Here is a 14,353-nt window from a genome sequence, read left to right on the forward strand (position 1 = left end):
AGAAGATGCGCCATGGCCCTGCGCAATTCGATTACCTCAGGAGTAATGGAAGGGCCGAAATCCACATGCTAGGTTTTTGACCATGAACGCACATGCATCCGCGGCGCAGGCCGAGCGCGCCCAGTCCATCCATATCGGCGATTACCTGCGCGAATGGCGGCAGCGCCGTCGCATGAGCCAGCTCGATCTCGCGGGCGAAGCGGAGATCTCGGCGCGGCATTTGAGCTTCGTCGAGACCGGCCGCGCGACGCCCTCGCGCGAGATGGTGTTGAAGCTCGCCGAGCGGCTCGATGTTCCCTTGCGCGAACGCAACGTGCTGCTGGTCTCGGCCGGCTACGCGCCGGCGTTTCCGCAGCGCCCGCTGGAGGATCCCGCCTTGAAGTCAGCCCGCCAGGCGATCGACCTCGTGCTCAGGGCGCATGAGCCAAATCCGGCGCTGGCCTATGACCGGCACTGGAATCTGGTCTCCGCCAACCGCATGGTGGCGCCGCTTCTGGAGGGCGTCCCGCAGCGGCTGCTCGGCCAGCCCCTCAACGTGCTGCGGCTCGCCTTCCATCCCGAGGCGCTCGCCCCGCGCACCGTCAATCTCGCCGAATGGTGCGGGCATCTGCTGGAGCGGCTGCACCGGCAATGCGAAGCAACCGCCGACCCTGAATTGATCAAGCTCTACAATGATCTGAAGACCTATCCGATTCCGGCGCGCTCCGCGCCGCTCTCGCACGACAATGTCGCGATTCCGTTCAAGCTGCGGCACGAGGGCGAGATACTAAGTTTCTTCTCCACCACCATGGTGTTCGGCACGCCCGTCGACATCACGCTGTCGGAATTGGCGCTGGAGACGTTTTTCCCGGCGGATGAGCTCACGGCAGAGCGGCTGAAGCAGATGGCGGCAAATATTGGCTAGCCCTTGCCTCGGGGCGCGTTCGGCTTATCTTCCGACGGAACCGATGGTCCGCCCGAAGGAGCCTCAGATGAGCACGCTCAAACCGCTTCAGATCGACGTCGTCTCCGACGTGGTGTGCCCCTGGTGCTATATCGGCAAGCGCCGGATCGAGAATGCGCTCGCGCTGGTGCCGGACGTGCCGGTCGAGCTCAACTTCCGCCCGTTCTTCCTCAATCCCTGGGTGCCGCGCGAGGGTATCAGTCGCGAGGATTATCTGACCAAGAAGTTCGGCTCGGTCGAGGCCTATAAGGGCATCGCCGGTCGCGTGGTCGCAGCCGCGGGCGAGGAGGGGCTGACCTATCGGCCCGATCTCGTGCAGCGCCAGCCCAACACCATCGACTGCCACCGTCTGATCCACTGGGCCGAGGCAGCCGGCAAGGCGCCCGAGATGAAGCAGCGGCTGATGGAGCTCTATTTCCGCGACGGCGGCGATCTCACCGACGTCAACGTGCTGGTGCAGGCGGCGGCAGATGTCGGGCTCGATGCCGACGACGTACGCCGGCGGCTTGCCACCGACGAGGACGTCGCTCTGATCTCGGCGCAGGCGCAGGACGCCGCCGAGAAGGGCATCTCGGGCGTGCCGACCTACGTGTTCGCGCAGAAATACGCCGTCTCCGGCGCGCAGGATCCGAACCTGCTCGCCCGCGCCATCCGTCAGGTGTCGGAGGAGATCAACGCGCAGGCGGCGGAGTAGGCGCTCTACCTGCGGAGCAGGCGAACGGCTTGCCGCGCGGTGTCCAGCGCAGCATTGCGCGCAACCAGCGCCGCATGGATCAGCGTCACCGTCGGATCGTTCCGCCGCAGCGGAATCAGCACGTCGCCGATTGCGAAGCGGCCGCGCCAGATCGGGTTGATCATGGGGTGATCGGCGCTTGCGGTGGAATCGGCGCTGGCGATCGCCGGATCGGCGCAGAGGTGGCGCGTCAGCTCGAGCGTGAGCTGCACGCCCGGTGAATATTTTGCAAAGCGCTCGTCGATGCCGAGCTTGAAGAAGAAGGCGCGGTCTAGATGCCGCAGCACGATGCCGGCGGCGACCGGCGTTGGCCCAGTGCGCAGGCTGATGAGCTCGCACTGGCCGGCTTCGGCGAGCGCGGGCACGGCGCGGCGAATGAAGGTGGCATCGCCCGCGTGCTGGATCAGCGCGGTGCCGCGCTTGCCTTTCCAGCCGCTCGCCTCGAGCTGCAAGAAGGTTTCGAGCGCCGTTTTGACCTCGTTAGGCGCACGTGCGACGTCGAACGCGATCGGGCCATGCTCTTCGAGCCGGTGCCGTTGGCGCCGAAGCTCCTTGAGCTTTTTCGCCCCAACTGCCTCGCGCAGCAGCACTTCGCCATCCTGCGTCGCATCAAGGCTGGCGCGGATGTACGAGCCCAGCACGCGCGGCTTCAGAGCGCCGCTGGTCAAGGTTGCAGTCAGCGACTTCATCGCTGCGCCTTCGAGCGCGACGTCTCGCAGGATCAGCGCGTGGGCGCCGGCATCGCGTGCCTGATCGAGCAGGCGCGCGGCGGCTGAGCTCGCGGTGTCACGATCGAGCAGCGGGCTGCACAGCGTGCCGTAGGGATGCGCGCTCACCAGCGCGGGCAGGGGGATTTTCCAGGCGCGCCATAGCGAGACGACCGGCATCAGCCCGATCAGTTGCGTCGACGCATCCACCGCGCACAGCGCCATTGCGCCGGTGCGGCCGCGGGCCGTCGCGCTGGCGGCGAGCGCCCAGGGCGGCAGGTAGTAGCCGTTCGGCTCGATCGCCTGCGCGCCGAGCGCCTGCCATTGCCCCAAATCGACTGACGCCAGCGGAACGAGCGGTGCGGCATCGGAGAGATTGCGGGCGCGCGGAGCCGTGGCATCACTTGCCGATGCGCCGTTGATCGCAGCTCGATGTGCGATATCGACCACGTCCCGTCGTTCCCTGCTCACGCCGGCCGGGCCTACGCCCGAACCGCGTCACGGGCTCATGCTTAGCGCAAAGATTGGAAGATACCGTTGGCGCGAGCCGTCAATTCGAACGGTAGTGTTAACGTCCCGTTGACCATCCGGCGGCGATCCGCCAGATGCCGCGCTGTTATTGGTCGGCCGGCACGAAATGGTCGCGCGTGCTAGCGCTTTCACCGCTGGCGCGATCCGTGATCCTGATCTCGATGTCCACCGGCGCCTGCGGAACGTGGGCGGGATCGACCTGCACCGACATCCTGACTTCGCGGGTCTGGTCCTGCCCGACCTGCACAGTCAGCTTGCCATCCGGCTTGGGCTCGACGCCGGCAATCCGGATCGTTGACCCCGGCAGCCCAAGGACTTCCAGACCAAACGATCGCTCCGGGCCCTTGTTGAGCAGGCGGACCGTGTAGTCGTTGCGGATGCCGCCATCCGAGAGCTGCACGAACAGGGGATTGCGTTCGTGCAGCACGTTGACGTCCATCGTGCTGCGGGTTGCGAGCGTGTAGAGCATGATGCTGCCGACCAGCCCGATCGCCGCCGCATAGATCAGCGTGCGCGGCCGGACGATGCGATAGATCGGCGCCTTGCCCTCGCGCCGCCGCTGCATGTTGATGTCGGTATCGTAGCCGATCAGCCCGGGCGGCCGGCCGATCTCCTTCATGATGTTGTCGCAGGCGTCGATGCACAGGCCGCACTGGATGCAGCCGAGCTGGATGCCGTGGCGGATGTCGACGCCGGTCGGACAGACATTGATGCATTGGTGGCAGTCGACGCAGTCGCCGGCGACGTCGCCGAGCGCGCGTGCGGCTTCCGCCTTTTTCACCGACATGCGCGGCTCGCCGCGATCGCGGCGGTAGGTGACGTTGAGCGCCCATTCGTCAGTCAGCGCCGCCTGGATGCGCGGCCACGGGCACATGTAGATGCAGGTCTGCTCGCGGGCGTGTCCTGCGAACAGGTACGTGGTGGCGGTGAGAATGCCGATCCAGAGATAGGCGATGAAAGGCGCCTGGAAGGTGGTGAGATCCTTCACCAGCGTCGGCGCATCAGCGAAATAGAGCACCCAGGCGCCGCCGGTCCACCAGGCGATCATGATCCAGAGAAAATGCTTGAGCGCCACTTTGCGGACGTGATCGAACGTCCAGTAGCGCTTGTCGCCCTGCATGCGCTCGCGCCGGTCGCCCTCGACCCAGCGCTCGACGGCGTAGAATAAGTCGGTCCATACCGTCTGCGGGCACAGGTAGCCGCACCAGAGGCGCCCCGCTACCGCATTCATCAGGAACAGCGCCATCGCCGCGATGATCAACAGGCCCGTGAAGTAGTAGACCTCCTGTGGCCACAGCTCGATGAAGAAGAAGTAGAAGCGGCGATGCGGCAAGTCGACGAGCACGGCCTGGCTGGGCAGGCCGGGCCCGCGGTGCCAGCGCACGAACGGCAGCAGGTAGTAGATGCCGAGCGTGATGCAGAGGATCGCCCATTTGATGCGGCGGAATCTCCCGTGGACCGACTGCGGGTAGACCTTTCTGCGCCTCTCGTAGAGCGGTCCTTCGATGAAGGTGTCGTCGGTCATCATGCGCTCCTCGTCGTCGCGCGGACAGCGATCCCTGTGCCGGAGCGCAGAACGGGCGGTACAGCGCCTCCAGCACGGAGCGGACCTCAGGGCTCGCGAGGCTGCAGTATATCGTCTGGCCGTCGCGCCAGTTCTTGACCAGGCTCAATGCGCGCATCTTGCCGAGGTGCTGGGATCAGGCGGGCGGTTGAAGACGAGGCCAGCCATCTCGGCCAGTTCCCCAACGGACACGTCTGGAATGACGCTGGCAGGCGGCAGATCGGCTTGAAACCTGAACAATATGCCGCATCGCAACCGTAGGGAGTAAGTCATGGACAAGAACTATCCCGAGATCGTCAGGCAAATTTCCGCAAACATGCGCAAGCTGCGCAACGACATTCCCGACACTATGAAGGGCTTCGCCGCGCTCGCGCAGGCCGCGACGCGGGATGGGGCGCTCGACAAGAAGACCAAGGAGCTGATCGCGCTCGCGCTTGGCGTTGCCGCGCATTGCGACGGCTGCATCGGCTTTCACACCGAGGCGCTCGTCAGGCTCGGCGCCTCGCGCCAGGAAATCGAGGAGACCCTCGGTATGGCCGTCTATATGGGCGGCGGTCCTTCGCTGATGTATGCGGCGGACGCAATCGCCGCCTACGAGCAGTTCCAGCAGCAATCGGTGGCCGCCTGACTGGCGCGACCATCAGCCAATGAATCGAAAAACGACCGGGCGGCAGCGCCGTCCGGTCGTTTCCGATTCCACGCGATGGAACTAGTAGCGATCCTCGCCGATACCCACGCTGACGCCGGGCGCGTAAATGCCGACGCCCGCGCGCGGTCTGTCGTAGTCGCGATAGGTGCGGCGCTCGTAATAGCGCTCGCGCGGCATGTAGTTGTAGGAATCGCGATCGCGGATGATCACCCGCCCGCCGTCGTGGGTACGATAGCAGCGACCGGTGTCATCGCAGACGAGTCGCACCTGCTGCACCAGGTCGGGGTTGGTGTATTCGCTGGTCGTGTAGATGTCGGCAGCCTTCGCGACTCCTGTCGCGGCCAGGGCCCCGACGCCTGCCAGCAACGCAATCATCGTTGTCCTCATCAGTCTTCTCCGTGGCAACTGCCCTCGGGGTGACAAGAATGGCCGCGCGCATTCGTTCCGGATGCTTTTGCGGGTTTTTCCCGGAACACGTGTGACGTTCCGGGGAACAAGACGAGCGGAAGAGGATGCTGTTCCCTAGATCGGCTCGTAGGTTTCGGATCCGCAGATGTCGTCAACCTCTGCGCGCCGCCGGTCGACGACCTTGCCGCCGCTGATGGTCACGACGTAGGTCTGGGTGCCGAGCCCGGTGCCGGTCGCCGACGTGAGTTGCGCGCGGACGCAGGACGTCCAGCCCAGCCCGCGGACCTCGTGATGAGGCGGGGCGACCTGCACCTCGCGCGGATATGACGCCGCCATGAAGACGACGTCGAGCTGCTCGCGAACGATTTTCTTGACGTCGGGTGGCGGTTCGGGAGGCGGCTGCTCGGCGTCTTTCATGCGCATGAACTCCGGCACCGGCGCGCGGCTGTCGGCAAAACCGCACGCGCCGAGCGCCAGCGCGCCGGCAAGCAGTGCCGCATGAGCAACGATTCGTAACATCCGTGAAGATCCCCTGCGTCCCGACAAATGGGTACGAAGACGGCCGATCGAAGTCTCCCTCGATCAACAATTGCTGAGCGGGACTAAAGGGCCAGCGGGATTTGCCAATAGGGCAATGCAGGCTAGGCTGATACGCCAGATGGGAGGGATTGACGCATGAGGTTTCTTGTCGTCGCGGTGACCGTGCTCGCATTCGTTGCCGCGCCCGCGCAGGCCCAGATGGGCGGCCGGCGCCACGGCAGTGACGGTCCCAAGACCGAGAAGAAGACTCCCGAGGTCGATGAGAAGGCGTACAAGGCAGCCCTCGAGCGCATTCCCGATCCCAAGGAGAAATACGACCCATGGGGCGGGGCGCGCCAGACCGAGCCCGCCAAGAAGCCGAAATAGCGCCGGGCGAGCCCCATGATCCACCTGCGCCATCTGGCAGGTCTGTTCGCGGTCCTGATGCTTGGGCTGGGTCCGGCCTCCGGCTGGGAGTTTTGGGGCGGCGATGCCGGCGGTCAAAAATATTCAGCGCTGAAGGAGATCACGCCCGACAATGTCGGCAATCTCGTTCGCGCCTTCGAATATCACACCGGCGATCTCGTGACGCGTCCGAGCGAGGTGATGAAGCGGACGAAGTTCGAGGCGACGCCGCTGTTCGTCGAGGACAGCCTGATCTTCTGCTCGCCTTTCAACGAGGTGATCGCGCTCGATCCCGGCACGGGCGCCGAGAAGTGGCGCTACGATCCGAAGATCAGCACCGATTATCGCCCCGCAAACCGCTTCGTCTGTCGCGGCGTCACCTATTGGGTCGATGACCAGGCGCCGGCGGATGCCGCGTGTCGCGCCCGCATCTTCATGGGCACCAACGACGTCCGCCTGATCGCACTCGATGCGAAGAGCGGAATTCCCTGTGCCGGTTTCGGCAACAACGGCGAGGTCAGGATCGACGTCGGCATGAAGCTGGAATGGCCCGGCGAATTCCAGATCACCTCGCCGCCCGCGGTCGGGCGCGGCGTCGTCGTGGTTGGCTCTGCGATCGGCGACAACCGGCGCGTCAACGCGCCGGCGGGCACGGTGCGCGCGTTCGACGCGCGCAGCGGCCAGCCGCGCTGGAGCTTTGACCCTCTGAATCGCGACGGCATCGAGGCCGGTCACGCCAATGTCTGGGCGCCGATGTCGGTGGACGAGGCGCGCGGACTGGTTGTCCTGCCGACCTCCTCGCCGTCGCCGGATTTCTGGGGCGGCAGGCGCCCCGGCAACAATGAGCACGCCAATTCGGTCGTCGCCCTGCGCATCGAGACCGGCGAGCTCGCGTGGTCGTTCCAGATCGTGCATCACGATCTCTGGGATTACGATCTGCCGGCGCAGCCGACGCTCGCGCGTATCGATACCGGCGCGGGTCAGCGCGACGTCGTGATCCAGCCGACCAAGCATGGCTTCGTCTTCGTGTTCGACCGCGACAGCGGCAAGCCGGTGTGGCCGGTCGAGGAACGCAACGTTCCGCAAAGCGCGGCCGAGGGCGAAAAACTGTCGCCGACGCAGCCGTTCCCGACCCATGTGCCGGCGCTGACGCAGCAGACGATCTCGGCGGACGATATTTTCTCGCTGATCCCCGGCATGGGCGCCGCCTGCAAACGACAGTTCGCGGCGGCACGCAACGAGGGCCTGTTCACGCCGCCCTCGACGCAGGGCACGCTGGAGTTTCCCTTCACCGGCGGCGGCGTGAACTGGGGCAGCGCGGCGTTCGACCCCGTCAACCAGATCCTCTATGCCAACACCAGCCGGGTTGCGCATCTCATCAAGCTGATCCCGCGTGCGGACGCGGCCGGCTTCAATCCGCCGCCGGGCCACGATTTCGGTCAGCAGCAGGGCGCGCCGTTTGCGATGTCGCGTTCGGTGGTGATGTCGCCAATGGGGCTGATCTGCGTCAAGCCGCCATGGGGCGAGATGGTCGCGGTCGACCTCAAGGCCGGCAAGATCCTCTGGCGCTCCACGGTTGGCACCACCGAGGATCTCGCGCCGCTCGACCTGCCGTTTGCGTGGGGAACGCCGCTCGTCAGCGGAGTCGCGATCACGGCGGGCGGTCTCGTCTTTACCGGCGCGATGGACGCATACTTGCGCGCCTTCGATGCACACAGCGGACGCGAGCTGTGGCAGGGCCGGCTGCCCGTACCCGGCGTTGCCAATCCCATGACCTATCTCTGGAAGGGCGAGCAATATGTCGCGATCGGCGCCGGCGGCCATTCGGAAGGCGGCACGTCGATCGGCGACAGCGTGGTCGCGTTTCGCCTGGCGCGGGAAGGGGAGTCGCCCTCGCTATTGTCGCGCACGCTCGATCGTCCCGGCGGCCGGTTCTGGGCAGCGGTCGCCGTGCTGGTGCTCGTGGTGATCGCGCTCGTCATCGCCGGCTTTCGCCGGCGCGTGAGTCGCCGCAGGACGGTCTAGTCCCAGGCGCGAAGACGCGTTTTGCGAACCGCGGTTCACAGCCTCGCGCGTCACTGTTCGAAGGCGAGACCGAGACGTTTGTCGTTGCGCCACACGGTGCGGCACTTGCGCACGAACTGATCGCTGGAGATCGACAGAGTAAACGACGGCGGCAGCAAAATGCGGCCGTCGAGGTCGATTGCAGCGCCTCCGCTCGATAAATTCCGCACCGTGCACGCAACGCCGCGGCTTTCGAAGGTGATCGTCGCGCCTTTGAAAACCCGATGTCGCTGCGCTGCACGCTTCTCGAACATGTCGGTTAATCCAAACTGAGAGAGTGTAAATTACGGCATGAAAATTACATCGAACTAAATTCAATGTACGTCGTACTTGCCCGGCGCTTCATACTTCGTTTACGACAATGCGCGGCGGGCGCGGGCGTTGTGCTCGCGTCCCGCAGCCTCGCAAAAGAGGCTGATCAATTGCGGCGTCCCTCGCCAATGGAGATATTGATGAAGACCACGATTTCGATTTTGTTCGCTGCCGCCGTCGCGCTGTCATCGGCTCCCGCCAACGCCACCAAGCTCGATCTGTCGACCATGAGCTGCAAGCAGTTTCTCGAGAGCGGCGACGACACCATCAAGCTGGTGCTGACCTGGATGGACGGCTGGTACAAGGGTGACGAGGACAACGCGATCATCGACACCGACGTGTTCGTGGAGAACGCCAAGAAGTTCGGCACCTATTGCGGACAGAATCCGACGGTCAGCATCGTCACCGCCGCCGACGAAGTGCTGGGCAAGTAAATTAGCCCGGCAGCATCGCAAACGCGCTCGAGACCATCGCCACCGGCTTGTTGTCGGTGGCGGACAACAGCGTGACGCGACCGAAGCTCATGGTGCGTCCGAGCCGCACCACCTTCGCATCCGCCAGGACGTCCGACGACGAGACCGCGCGCATGAAGTGCGTGGTCTGGTCGACGGTCGTCATCGGTCGGTAGCCGCGGTTGGCGGCGAGGATCGCGATCACCATGGAGGTGTCGGCGAGCGCCATCAGGGCCTGGCCGCAGACCACGCCGCCGCTGCGGCACAGCCGCTCCGAGAACGCCATGCGCAGCACCGCACCTGGCTGCCAGTCCGTGTCGTTCGGCGGCGGTTCGTGGTCGATGCGCTCGACCGACAGGCCGAGATCCTGAACCCATGGCGCGAACACGTCGGCCAGCACGCGTCTTGCCACCTCGATGCCGAATTCGGTTGTTGGCTGCACTGGCATGAATTCCGTTTCCCCCTGTTGCCCGATGTTTCGGCCATTCTGCCCGGTATGGCACGGCAAAGTCACCTCGTTCCGGGCTTTTGCCTTGGCTTGAAAATGCCCGACTTCGCCCCCTATGATGCCGGGCCTGGGAACAGGGTGGATGATGTTGCGGCGATTTGTCCTGGTGTTTTGCTTGGGCCTGGTCGGCCTTGCGCTGGGCGGGTGCACCAAATGCGGCCCGATCTGGGACGATTGGCTGCAATCGCCGAAATCCTGCAAATCGGACCGTTTCTAGCGGATCGCAGGGCATGCGGCGTCACGGCTGACGACGCGCCCGATCGACCATCGATAATCAAGGAGTGACGTGATGAAGGTTTTCCGTATGGCGGCGCTGCTGGCTGTGATCGCCGGGCCGGCCTACGCGCAGAATGCGATGCCCCACATCAACATGATGCAGGACGCGCCAAGCAAGACCGACGAGGAGAAGGCGGCCGATGCCGAGCGCGACCAGCGCTACAAGGAGACGATAAAGAAGATTCCGGACGCCAAGGCCTCCAGCGATCCCTGGGGCGGGATGCGTTCCGATCCCCCCAAGGCTGCTGCGCCGAAGGCCTCTGCCGCGGCCAAGAAGACCAAGACCGCTCCGACCGCGAACTGACCGCCACAGCCAGCCGGACTCCTCTTCGCGCTCCGGTCTCCCTATATTCGGAGGGGGCAGGGTGAAGGAGTTGCGGCATGGTGTTTCGCCCGCGGGATCTTGCCGACCGGATGGCGCGCCGGCGCAAGGCGGGCGACGGCTATTTGCGCGAGACCTTCACATTGCCGCGCGAGGCGGCGAGGGCGAAGGCGCAGGCCTTCTTCGCCCGCTATCCCAAGGCCGGCTATATGAGTGAGGTCGAAAGTTGGCGCGAGCTGCCTGGCGGCGACATCGAGTTCACGATGCGTCGCCTGCCGAGTGCCGACTAGTTGTGAGTGTGAGGCGGTTTTGCTTCGCGATAAACGCGGAATGCATTCGCGCAGAGATCATTTAGGGTCGCCTAGAACCGGCCTACAGTTTGCAGCCACTTTTAGTCTTTTCTGGAAACCCGTTCAAAGACTTTGCGGTTTAGGGTCTCTTCTTCCAGGGGAGAGCGATGGTCCGGCACCGCAAAGATCTAGGCGCCCGCCGACATGTGCGGGTCGATCTCTATAGGCCCGGATTTCTGATTCCGGCGCCCGATGCGCCATGGATCGAATGCACGATCGTCGATGTCTCCGATGACGGCGTGTCTATCGACGTCGGTGCGCTGCCGGTGCCGAAAGTGTTCGGCCTGTCGTTCACGACCGGCGGCGAGGTGATCCGGATCTGCATCCTGACCTGGCGCAATGGCGAGCGCGTCGGTGCGCGCTTCGTTCGTGCCAGGGATTTGCGGCGGAAGCGTCAGCGCGAGGCGGCCAGGGAGCCGGAGGGCAGGGCGGCCGGGCGTGGCTATCCGTGATCAAAGGATTCCGCGACAATTCGAATCCGGAAGACCGGTTGCTTGGCCTCGTCCAGGAGCTCCATGTGCCATTCGGAGTTCTCCTGCAATTTGCGGGCGATGCCGGCGGCCATGTCAGCGCAGACATGGGTCATTTCCTTCCAGGCAGCATCGCGGTCGGGAAATTCACTGGCCTGCTCCGATGAGCCTGAATAGCGCCCGTTCCGGATCCGGAAGAAATAGAGCGGCATGGCTGGCACCGATCGCATGATGGCCGCGCCCCGAGGCCATGAGGCGCGCAGTGCAATCCCAAACCGCAGGCAGATCAACTCCGGAACTCTACGGGATTCATGAGCAGCTAAGCTGTGCGGGCAATGCACATCACTGCGCACCCAAGGGTGCACGGCACGGTCTCGCCGACGATGTCCTCGCGACCCGCTCAGGCCATCTTGCGATCGATGGCCTTCAGTTCGCGGTCGATACGCAGTTGCACGCGACGGATGGCAAGGAGATCGATCTTGGTCTCGGTCTTGCCGGTCTTGACCGTTTCACCGATGCGGAATTGCCACTGCCAGACGCCTTGTATCGCTGTCTTGGCCACGCTGAACTCGATGCCCCTGTGATTCATGGCCTACCTCCACGATTCACCCATGGTTAACGTAACATGTTGGACGTCATAATATTCCCGCCGTCCATTAAATCTGCCGCTAAGCCGTGGATAATGCAAGGAAATCCTTGATCCGCGCGTGGCACGAAACAAACAAGGGCGCCCGCGAAAGATGCTTTCCGTAAATGGTGCGGCGCAAATATCGGCGGGGCCAAAGGGAACCGGTCGGCTGGCCGCGCATTGGCTCGGCAAGGATTCATCCAGGGCCATTCGACTCAAACCCGGCGCGTTCGGATTCCATGAAGCTGATCGTCGACCTCTTCAAGCGGGTCTGGCAGCGCGGCCGGGTCGAGACAGACGGCTACAACTTGCGCGCAAGCGAGGGTGACGACCGTTCGAGCATGGCAGATTTCGTCCGCATCCTTCAGATGCACGACCGGGAGGGCGAGCGAACCAAGTATCCGAATTGATCGGGTGCTACCACTGGTCGCGGCGGGGCAGGAACTTTGTTCATGGCCGGAGAACCACGGGTTCCAGAAGCGACATCTCCGCGGACAATCGCGACATGCAGCGTGAAGCGCGCTGCGGCTGTCTTGCGAAAGGCCGCGCAGTTGGGATGGAACCGACTCGATTCAGATTGGCCTTGTGTTGCAATGTTTGATCGCACATGACAACGAGAGGTTTCATTCTATGGTACTTGCTAACTTGACCTCGTAAGAAACTCGACCTCGTAAAAGAGGATGGCGTGGGCTGGCTTCGTAATCTCGTGTTGCGCTGGGGTGCGCGAAACTTTTCGCTGGTCTGTCCGCATTGCAGGCAGCCGGCATCGCCTGCGGTCTTCAGGCGCGGACGCTACAGCCTCGGTGAGGAGATGCTCGCCTGCGAGCGATGCGGCGAGACGAGCGTGATCACCTTCTGGCGCTTCGAGGGACTGTCGAAACAGCCGCCTGGCTGCGGCGGCGACCCATCTGCCGGGAAGCCGCTAGCGCCCGGGTCGCATCGTGCGATGAGATGAGGCCGCGGCACATGCCTTGCTTCGCCCGTGGCGGGTCGAACGACAAAGGCGTCTCATGCTCGGCATTCCCCGTCGCTACAGCCATTTCGTGTTCGGCGCGATCCAGTCCGGCCTGACCTGCCTGGTCGCCGCCGCCATTGCGAGCCTGCCCGCGACCGCAGCACCCGACTTCCTAGAACACTGGCTCGCGTCCTGGCTGATCTCCTGGGTCGCGATGCTGCCGGTCGTCCTCCTCGCCGCGCCTGCGATCAGAAGCTTCTCGCTGCGGCTCACGCGCGAACCGTAGAGCATGATCCGGAAAAGTGTGAAGCGGTTTTCCCTCGCGACAAACGCGGTACGCGTTTGCGCGGAGCTCAAACAACAACCTAACGCGCGATGATGATTCATCCCAATCTCATCGCGCCTTGGGGGTTGCGGGACAGCGAACAAAAAAAGCCCCACCAGGGGAGAGCCGGGCGGGGCAGAAGGTTATTGGAGGCTGAGGTGCTGGGCTGCAACACCGTAGCCAAGCGAAGTTAACCCGCGCAGCTTACAGGGAGCTTACAAGCGGGAGCGGGCGATTGGCTGTTCAAGGCCAGATTGCGGATAGGTCGCTCTGCCATCTCAAGGACGAATCCCGTCCCAATTCCGACACCCACTCGCAGAAATTACGACACAGCGATTGAAGAGACTCAGCGTTGCTCGGCGACGCCATGGGGGAACGTGGCCCGCCGATCAGGGGTGGCATATGGATAATGTAGAGCGATCATTCGCCGCAGCGACGGCGATGGGTTTTGTCGTGCTGGTCGTGGGGCTCATTCTGTTGGCTGTGTTGTAGGCCGGCACGCGGGACGAGAAGGGGCCGCTGGGCAGGCGGCCTTGCTCGTGTCATGGGCCAAAACTGCGGACGGCGGCGATGAGAAACGCCGCAGCGACCGTGAGCGATATTGCGGCGGCTATGCCCTTTGCCAGCGCCTTCAGTCCCGGCCTTGGCAGCACGAGACCAGTGGCCAAGATCGAAAGTCCGGCAGCGACAGCGGCAATCTTGAAGACAACCGAAGGCATCTTTTCCACCGTTCTTCGATCGGCGCTCGCCTGATCGTAGCCGGTCTGGGGCGCTGTCAAAATCAACTCGATGACATCGAATCCGGCCCGATCCGCCGGCTACTTTGCATGGGGTTGTTTTCAGGGATTTTGGTGAAAGCCCGAAAGGCCGCAACCGAGGCGGCCTGATCCTTGAATTTAAACGGCCCCAAACGGGGGGCCGCCAACCCACTGATGGGGTTTTCCTCCAGCAGTCTGGGGGGCACCTTTCTGGCTGGGGGCCCCAAATCGACGCGCTACCAGGCGGATTGTTCCCTATGCCAAATAGTCTACCCAATTCAGACTAGGCGGGAGCGCCTAGTTCGTCCGAGGCATGAACAGAACTTGGCCAAATGCTGGCAACCGTGAACAGCGGTCATGAACAGAGTTTGACGCGTCCTTGGCAGTCTGCGAACAAATTAGGACACCTCGAAATTCATCTTGGGACACTTGGGGTTAGCTACGGACAGTGCCCCGAAGCGGGTCTTGGCCGAA

Annotated in this window: 20 protein-coding genes; 12 read left to right on the forward strand and 8 right to left on the reverse strand. The window is 63.8% G+C overall.

The annotated features are described in order from the left end of the window. Nucleotides 1-82 precede the first annotated feature (82 nt). Together NLN62_RS33710 and NLN62_RS33715 are read left to right on the forward strand one after the other, a co-directional pair. Complete coding sequence (locus NLN62_RS33710; protein ID WP_027526285.1) at nucleotides 83-904, forward strand: helix-turn-helix domain-containing protein; 822 nt, start codon at nucleotides 83-85, stop codon at nucleotides 902-904. A gap of 67 nt (nucleotides 905-971) precedes the next feature. Next, entirely contained in the window at nucleotides 972-1,637 is a 666-nt protein-coding gene (locus NLN62_RS33715; RefSeq protein ID WP_027526284.1) for a DsbA family oxidoreductase, read from the forward strand. A gap of 5 nt (nucleotides 1,638-1,642) precedes the next feature. On the opposite strand, the gene NLN62_RS33720 is transcribed toward NLN62_RS33715, so the two are convergent. Both NLN62_RS33720 and ccoG read right to left on the reverse strand, forming a co-directional pair. Beyond that, entirely contained in the window at nucleotides 1,643-2,833 is a 1,191-nt protein-coding gene (locus NLN62_RS33720; RefSeq protein ID WP_027526283.1) for a GNAT family N-acetyltransferase, read from the reverse strand. Nucleotides 2,834-2,999: 166 nt separating this feature from the next. Continuing rightward, nucleotides 3,000-4,439, reverse strand: coding sequence for a cytochrome c oxidase accessory protein CcoG (ccoG, locus tag NLN62_RS33725; protein ID WP_254111679.1), 1,440 nt, complete (start codon nucleotides 4,437-4,439; stop codon nucleotides 3,000-3,002). A 310-nt stretch (nucleotides 4,440-4,749) separates the two neighbouring features. On the opposite strand from ccoG, the gene NLN62_RS33735 reads away from it, so the two are divergent. Further along, the gene (locus tag NLN62_RS33735; RefSeq protein WP_027526281.1) at nucleotides 4,750-5,106 is read left to right on the forward strand and encodes a carboxymuconolactone decarboxylase family protein; all 357 of its coding nucleotides are present in this window, start codon (nucleotides 4,750-4,752) and stop codon (nucleotides 5,104-5,106) included. An 81-nt stretch (nucleotides 5,107-5,187) separates the two neighbouring features. Here NLN62_RS33735 and NLN62_RS33740 read toward each other — a convergent pair whose 3' ends face one another. After that, nucleotides 5,188-5,514: a hypothetical protein gene (locus NLN62_RS33740; protein WP_027526280.1), complete on the reverse strand. Its 327-nt coding sequence runs from the start codon at nucleotides 5,512-5,514 to the stop codon at nucleotides 5,188-5,190. A gap of 135 nt (nucleotides 5,515-5,649) precedes the next feature. Beyond that, the gene (locus tag NLN62_RS33745) at nucleotides 5,650-6,054 is read right to left on the reverse strand and encodes a hypothetical protein (protein ID WP_254111680.1); all 405 of its coding nucleotides are present in this window, start codon (nucleotides 6,052-6,054) and stop codon (nucleotides 5,650-5,652) included. Nucleotides 6,055-6,210: 156 nt separating this feature from the next. Between NLN62_RS33745 and NLN62_RS33750 the strand changes: the two genes are divergently transcribed. Next, nucleotides 6,211-6,441 (forward strand): hypothetical protein, encoded by a 231-nt coding sequence (locus tag NLN62_RS33750; RefSeq protein ID WP_027526278.1) that lies wholly within the window; start codon nucleotides 6,211-6,213, stop codon nucleotides 6,439-6,441. A gap of 57 nt (nucleotides 6,442-6,498) precedes the next feature. Beyond that, entirely contained in the window at nucleotides 6,499-8,484 is a 1,986-nt protein-coding gene (locus NLN62_RS33755) for a pyrroloquinoline quinone-dependent dehydrogenase (RefSeq protein WP_254113786.1), read from the forward strand. Between the two features lie 50 nt (nucleotides 8,485-8,534). Here the strand turns inward: NLN62_RS33755 and NLN62_RS33760 are convergent, their stop codons facing one another. Then, nucleotides 8,535-8,777, reverse strand: coding sequence for a PilZ domain-containing protein (locus tag NLN62_RS33760; protein WP_027526276.1), 243 nt, complete (start codon nucleotides 8,775-8,777; stop codon nucleotides 8,535-8,537). 198 nt (nucleotides 8,778-8,975) lie between these two features. Here NLN62_RS33760 and NLN62_RS33765 point away from each other — a divergent pair, with 198 nt between their 5' ends. Beyond that, on the forward strand, nucleotides 8,976-9,269 hold the full coding sequence (locus NLN62_RS33765; RefSeq protein ID WP_027526275.1) for an HdeA/HdeB family chaperone: 294 nt from the start codon (nucleotides 8,976-8,978) through the stop codon (nucleotides 9,267-9,269). Nucleotide 9,270: 1 nt separating this feature from the next. Here the strand turns inward: NLN62_RS33765 and NLN62_RS33770 are convergent, their stop codons facing one another. Continuing rightward, on the reverse strand, nucleotides 9,271-9,735 hold the full coding sequence (locus NLN62_RS33770; RefSeq protein ID WP_254111681.1) for a PaaI family thioesterase: 465 nt from the start codon (nucleotides 9,733-9,735) through the stop codon (nucleotides 9,271-9,273). 349 nt (nucleotides 9,736-10,084) lie between these two features. On the opposite strand from NLN62_RS33770, the gene NLN62_RS33775 reads away from it, so the two are divergent. The 3 genes from NLN62_RS33775 (at nucleotide 10,085) to NLN62_RS33785 (ending at nucleotide 11,195) form a co-directional block, all read left to right on the forward strand. Further along, complete coding sequence (locus tag NLN62_RS33775; protein ID WP_254111682.1) at nucleotides 10,085-10,375, forward strand: hypothetical protein; 291 nt, start codon at nucleotides 10,085-10,087, stop codon at nucleotides 10,373-10,375. 77 nt (nucleotides 10,376-10,452) lie between these two features. After that, complete coding sequence (locus NLN62_RS33780; RefSeq protein ID WP_027526271.1) at nucleotides 10,453-10,683, forward strand: hypothetical protein; 231 nt, start codon at nucleotides 10,453-10,455, stop codon at nucleotides 10,681-10,683. Between the two features lie 167 nt (nucleotides 10,684-10,850). Continuing rightward, nucleotides 10,851-11,195, forward strand: a complete 345-nt coding sequence (locus NLN62_RS33785) for a hypothetical protein (protein ID WP_156944646.1) — start codon at nucleotides 10,851-10,853, stop codon at nucleotides 11,193-11,195. Here NLN62_RS33785 and NLN62_RS33790 read toward each other — a convergent pair. Beyond that, nucleotides 11,186-11,425 (reverse strand): hypothetical protein, encoded by a 240-nt coding sequence (locus tag NLN62_RS33790; RefSeq protein WP_027526269.1) that lies wholly within the window; start codon nucleotides 11,423-11,425, stop codon nucleotides 11,186-11,188. The two genes, NLN62_RS33785 and NLN62_RS33790, sit on opposite strands and share 10 nt — an antisense overlap. 188 nt (nucleotides 11,426-11,613) lie before the next feature. Then, complete coding sequence (locus tag NLN62_RS33795) at nucleotides 11,614-11,802, reverse strand: hypothetical protein (protein ID WP_254111683.1); 189 nt, start codon at nucleotides 11,800-11,802, stop codon at nucleotides 11,614-11,616. 278 nt (nucleotides 11,803-12,080) lie between these two features. Here NLN62_RS33795 and NLN62_RS33800 point away from each other — a divergent pair, with 278 nt between their 5' ends. The 3 genes from NLN62_RS33800 (at nucleotide 12,081) to NLN62_RS33810 (ending at nucleotide 14,008) form a co-directional block, all read left to right on the forward strand. Further along, nucleotides 12,081-12,251, forward strand: coding sequence for a hypothetical protein (locus tag NLN62_RS33800; RefSeq protein ID WP_254111684.1), 171 nt, complete (start codon nucleotides 12,081-12,083; stop codon nucleotides 12,249-12,251). Between the two features lie 600 nt (nucleotides 12,252-12,851). Continuing rightward, nucleotides 12,852-13,082 carry a DUF2798 domain-containing protein gene (locus NLN62_RS33805; protein WP_254111685.1) on the forward strand — a complete coding sequence of 77 codons (231 nt, stop codon included), beginning with the start codon at nucleotides 12,852-12,854 and terminating at the stop codon, nucleotides 13,080-13,082. Nucleotides 13,083-13,654: 572 nt separating this feature from the next. Next, nucleotides 13,655-14,008, forward strand: coding sequence for a hypothetical protein (locus NLN62_RS33810; RefSeq protein WP_254111686.1), 354 nt, complete (start codon nucleotides 13,655-13,657; stop codon nucleotides 14,006-14,008). Nucleotides 14,009-14,353: the final 345 nt, after the last annotated feature.

The organism is Bradyrhizobium sp. CCGUVB23 (genome assembly GCF_024199885.1).
Taxonomy (GTDB): Bacteria; Pseudomonadota; Alphaproteobacteria; order Rhizobiales; family Xanthobacteraceae; genus Bradyrhizobium.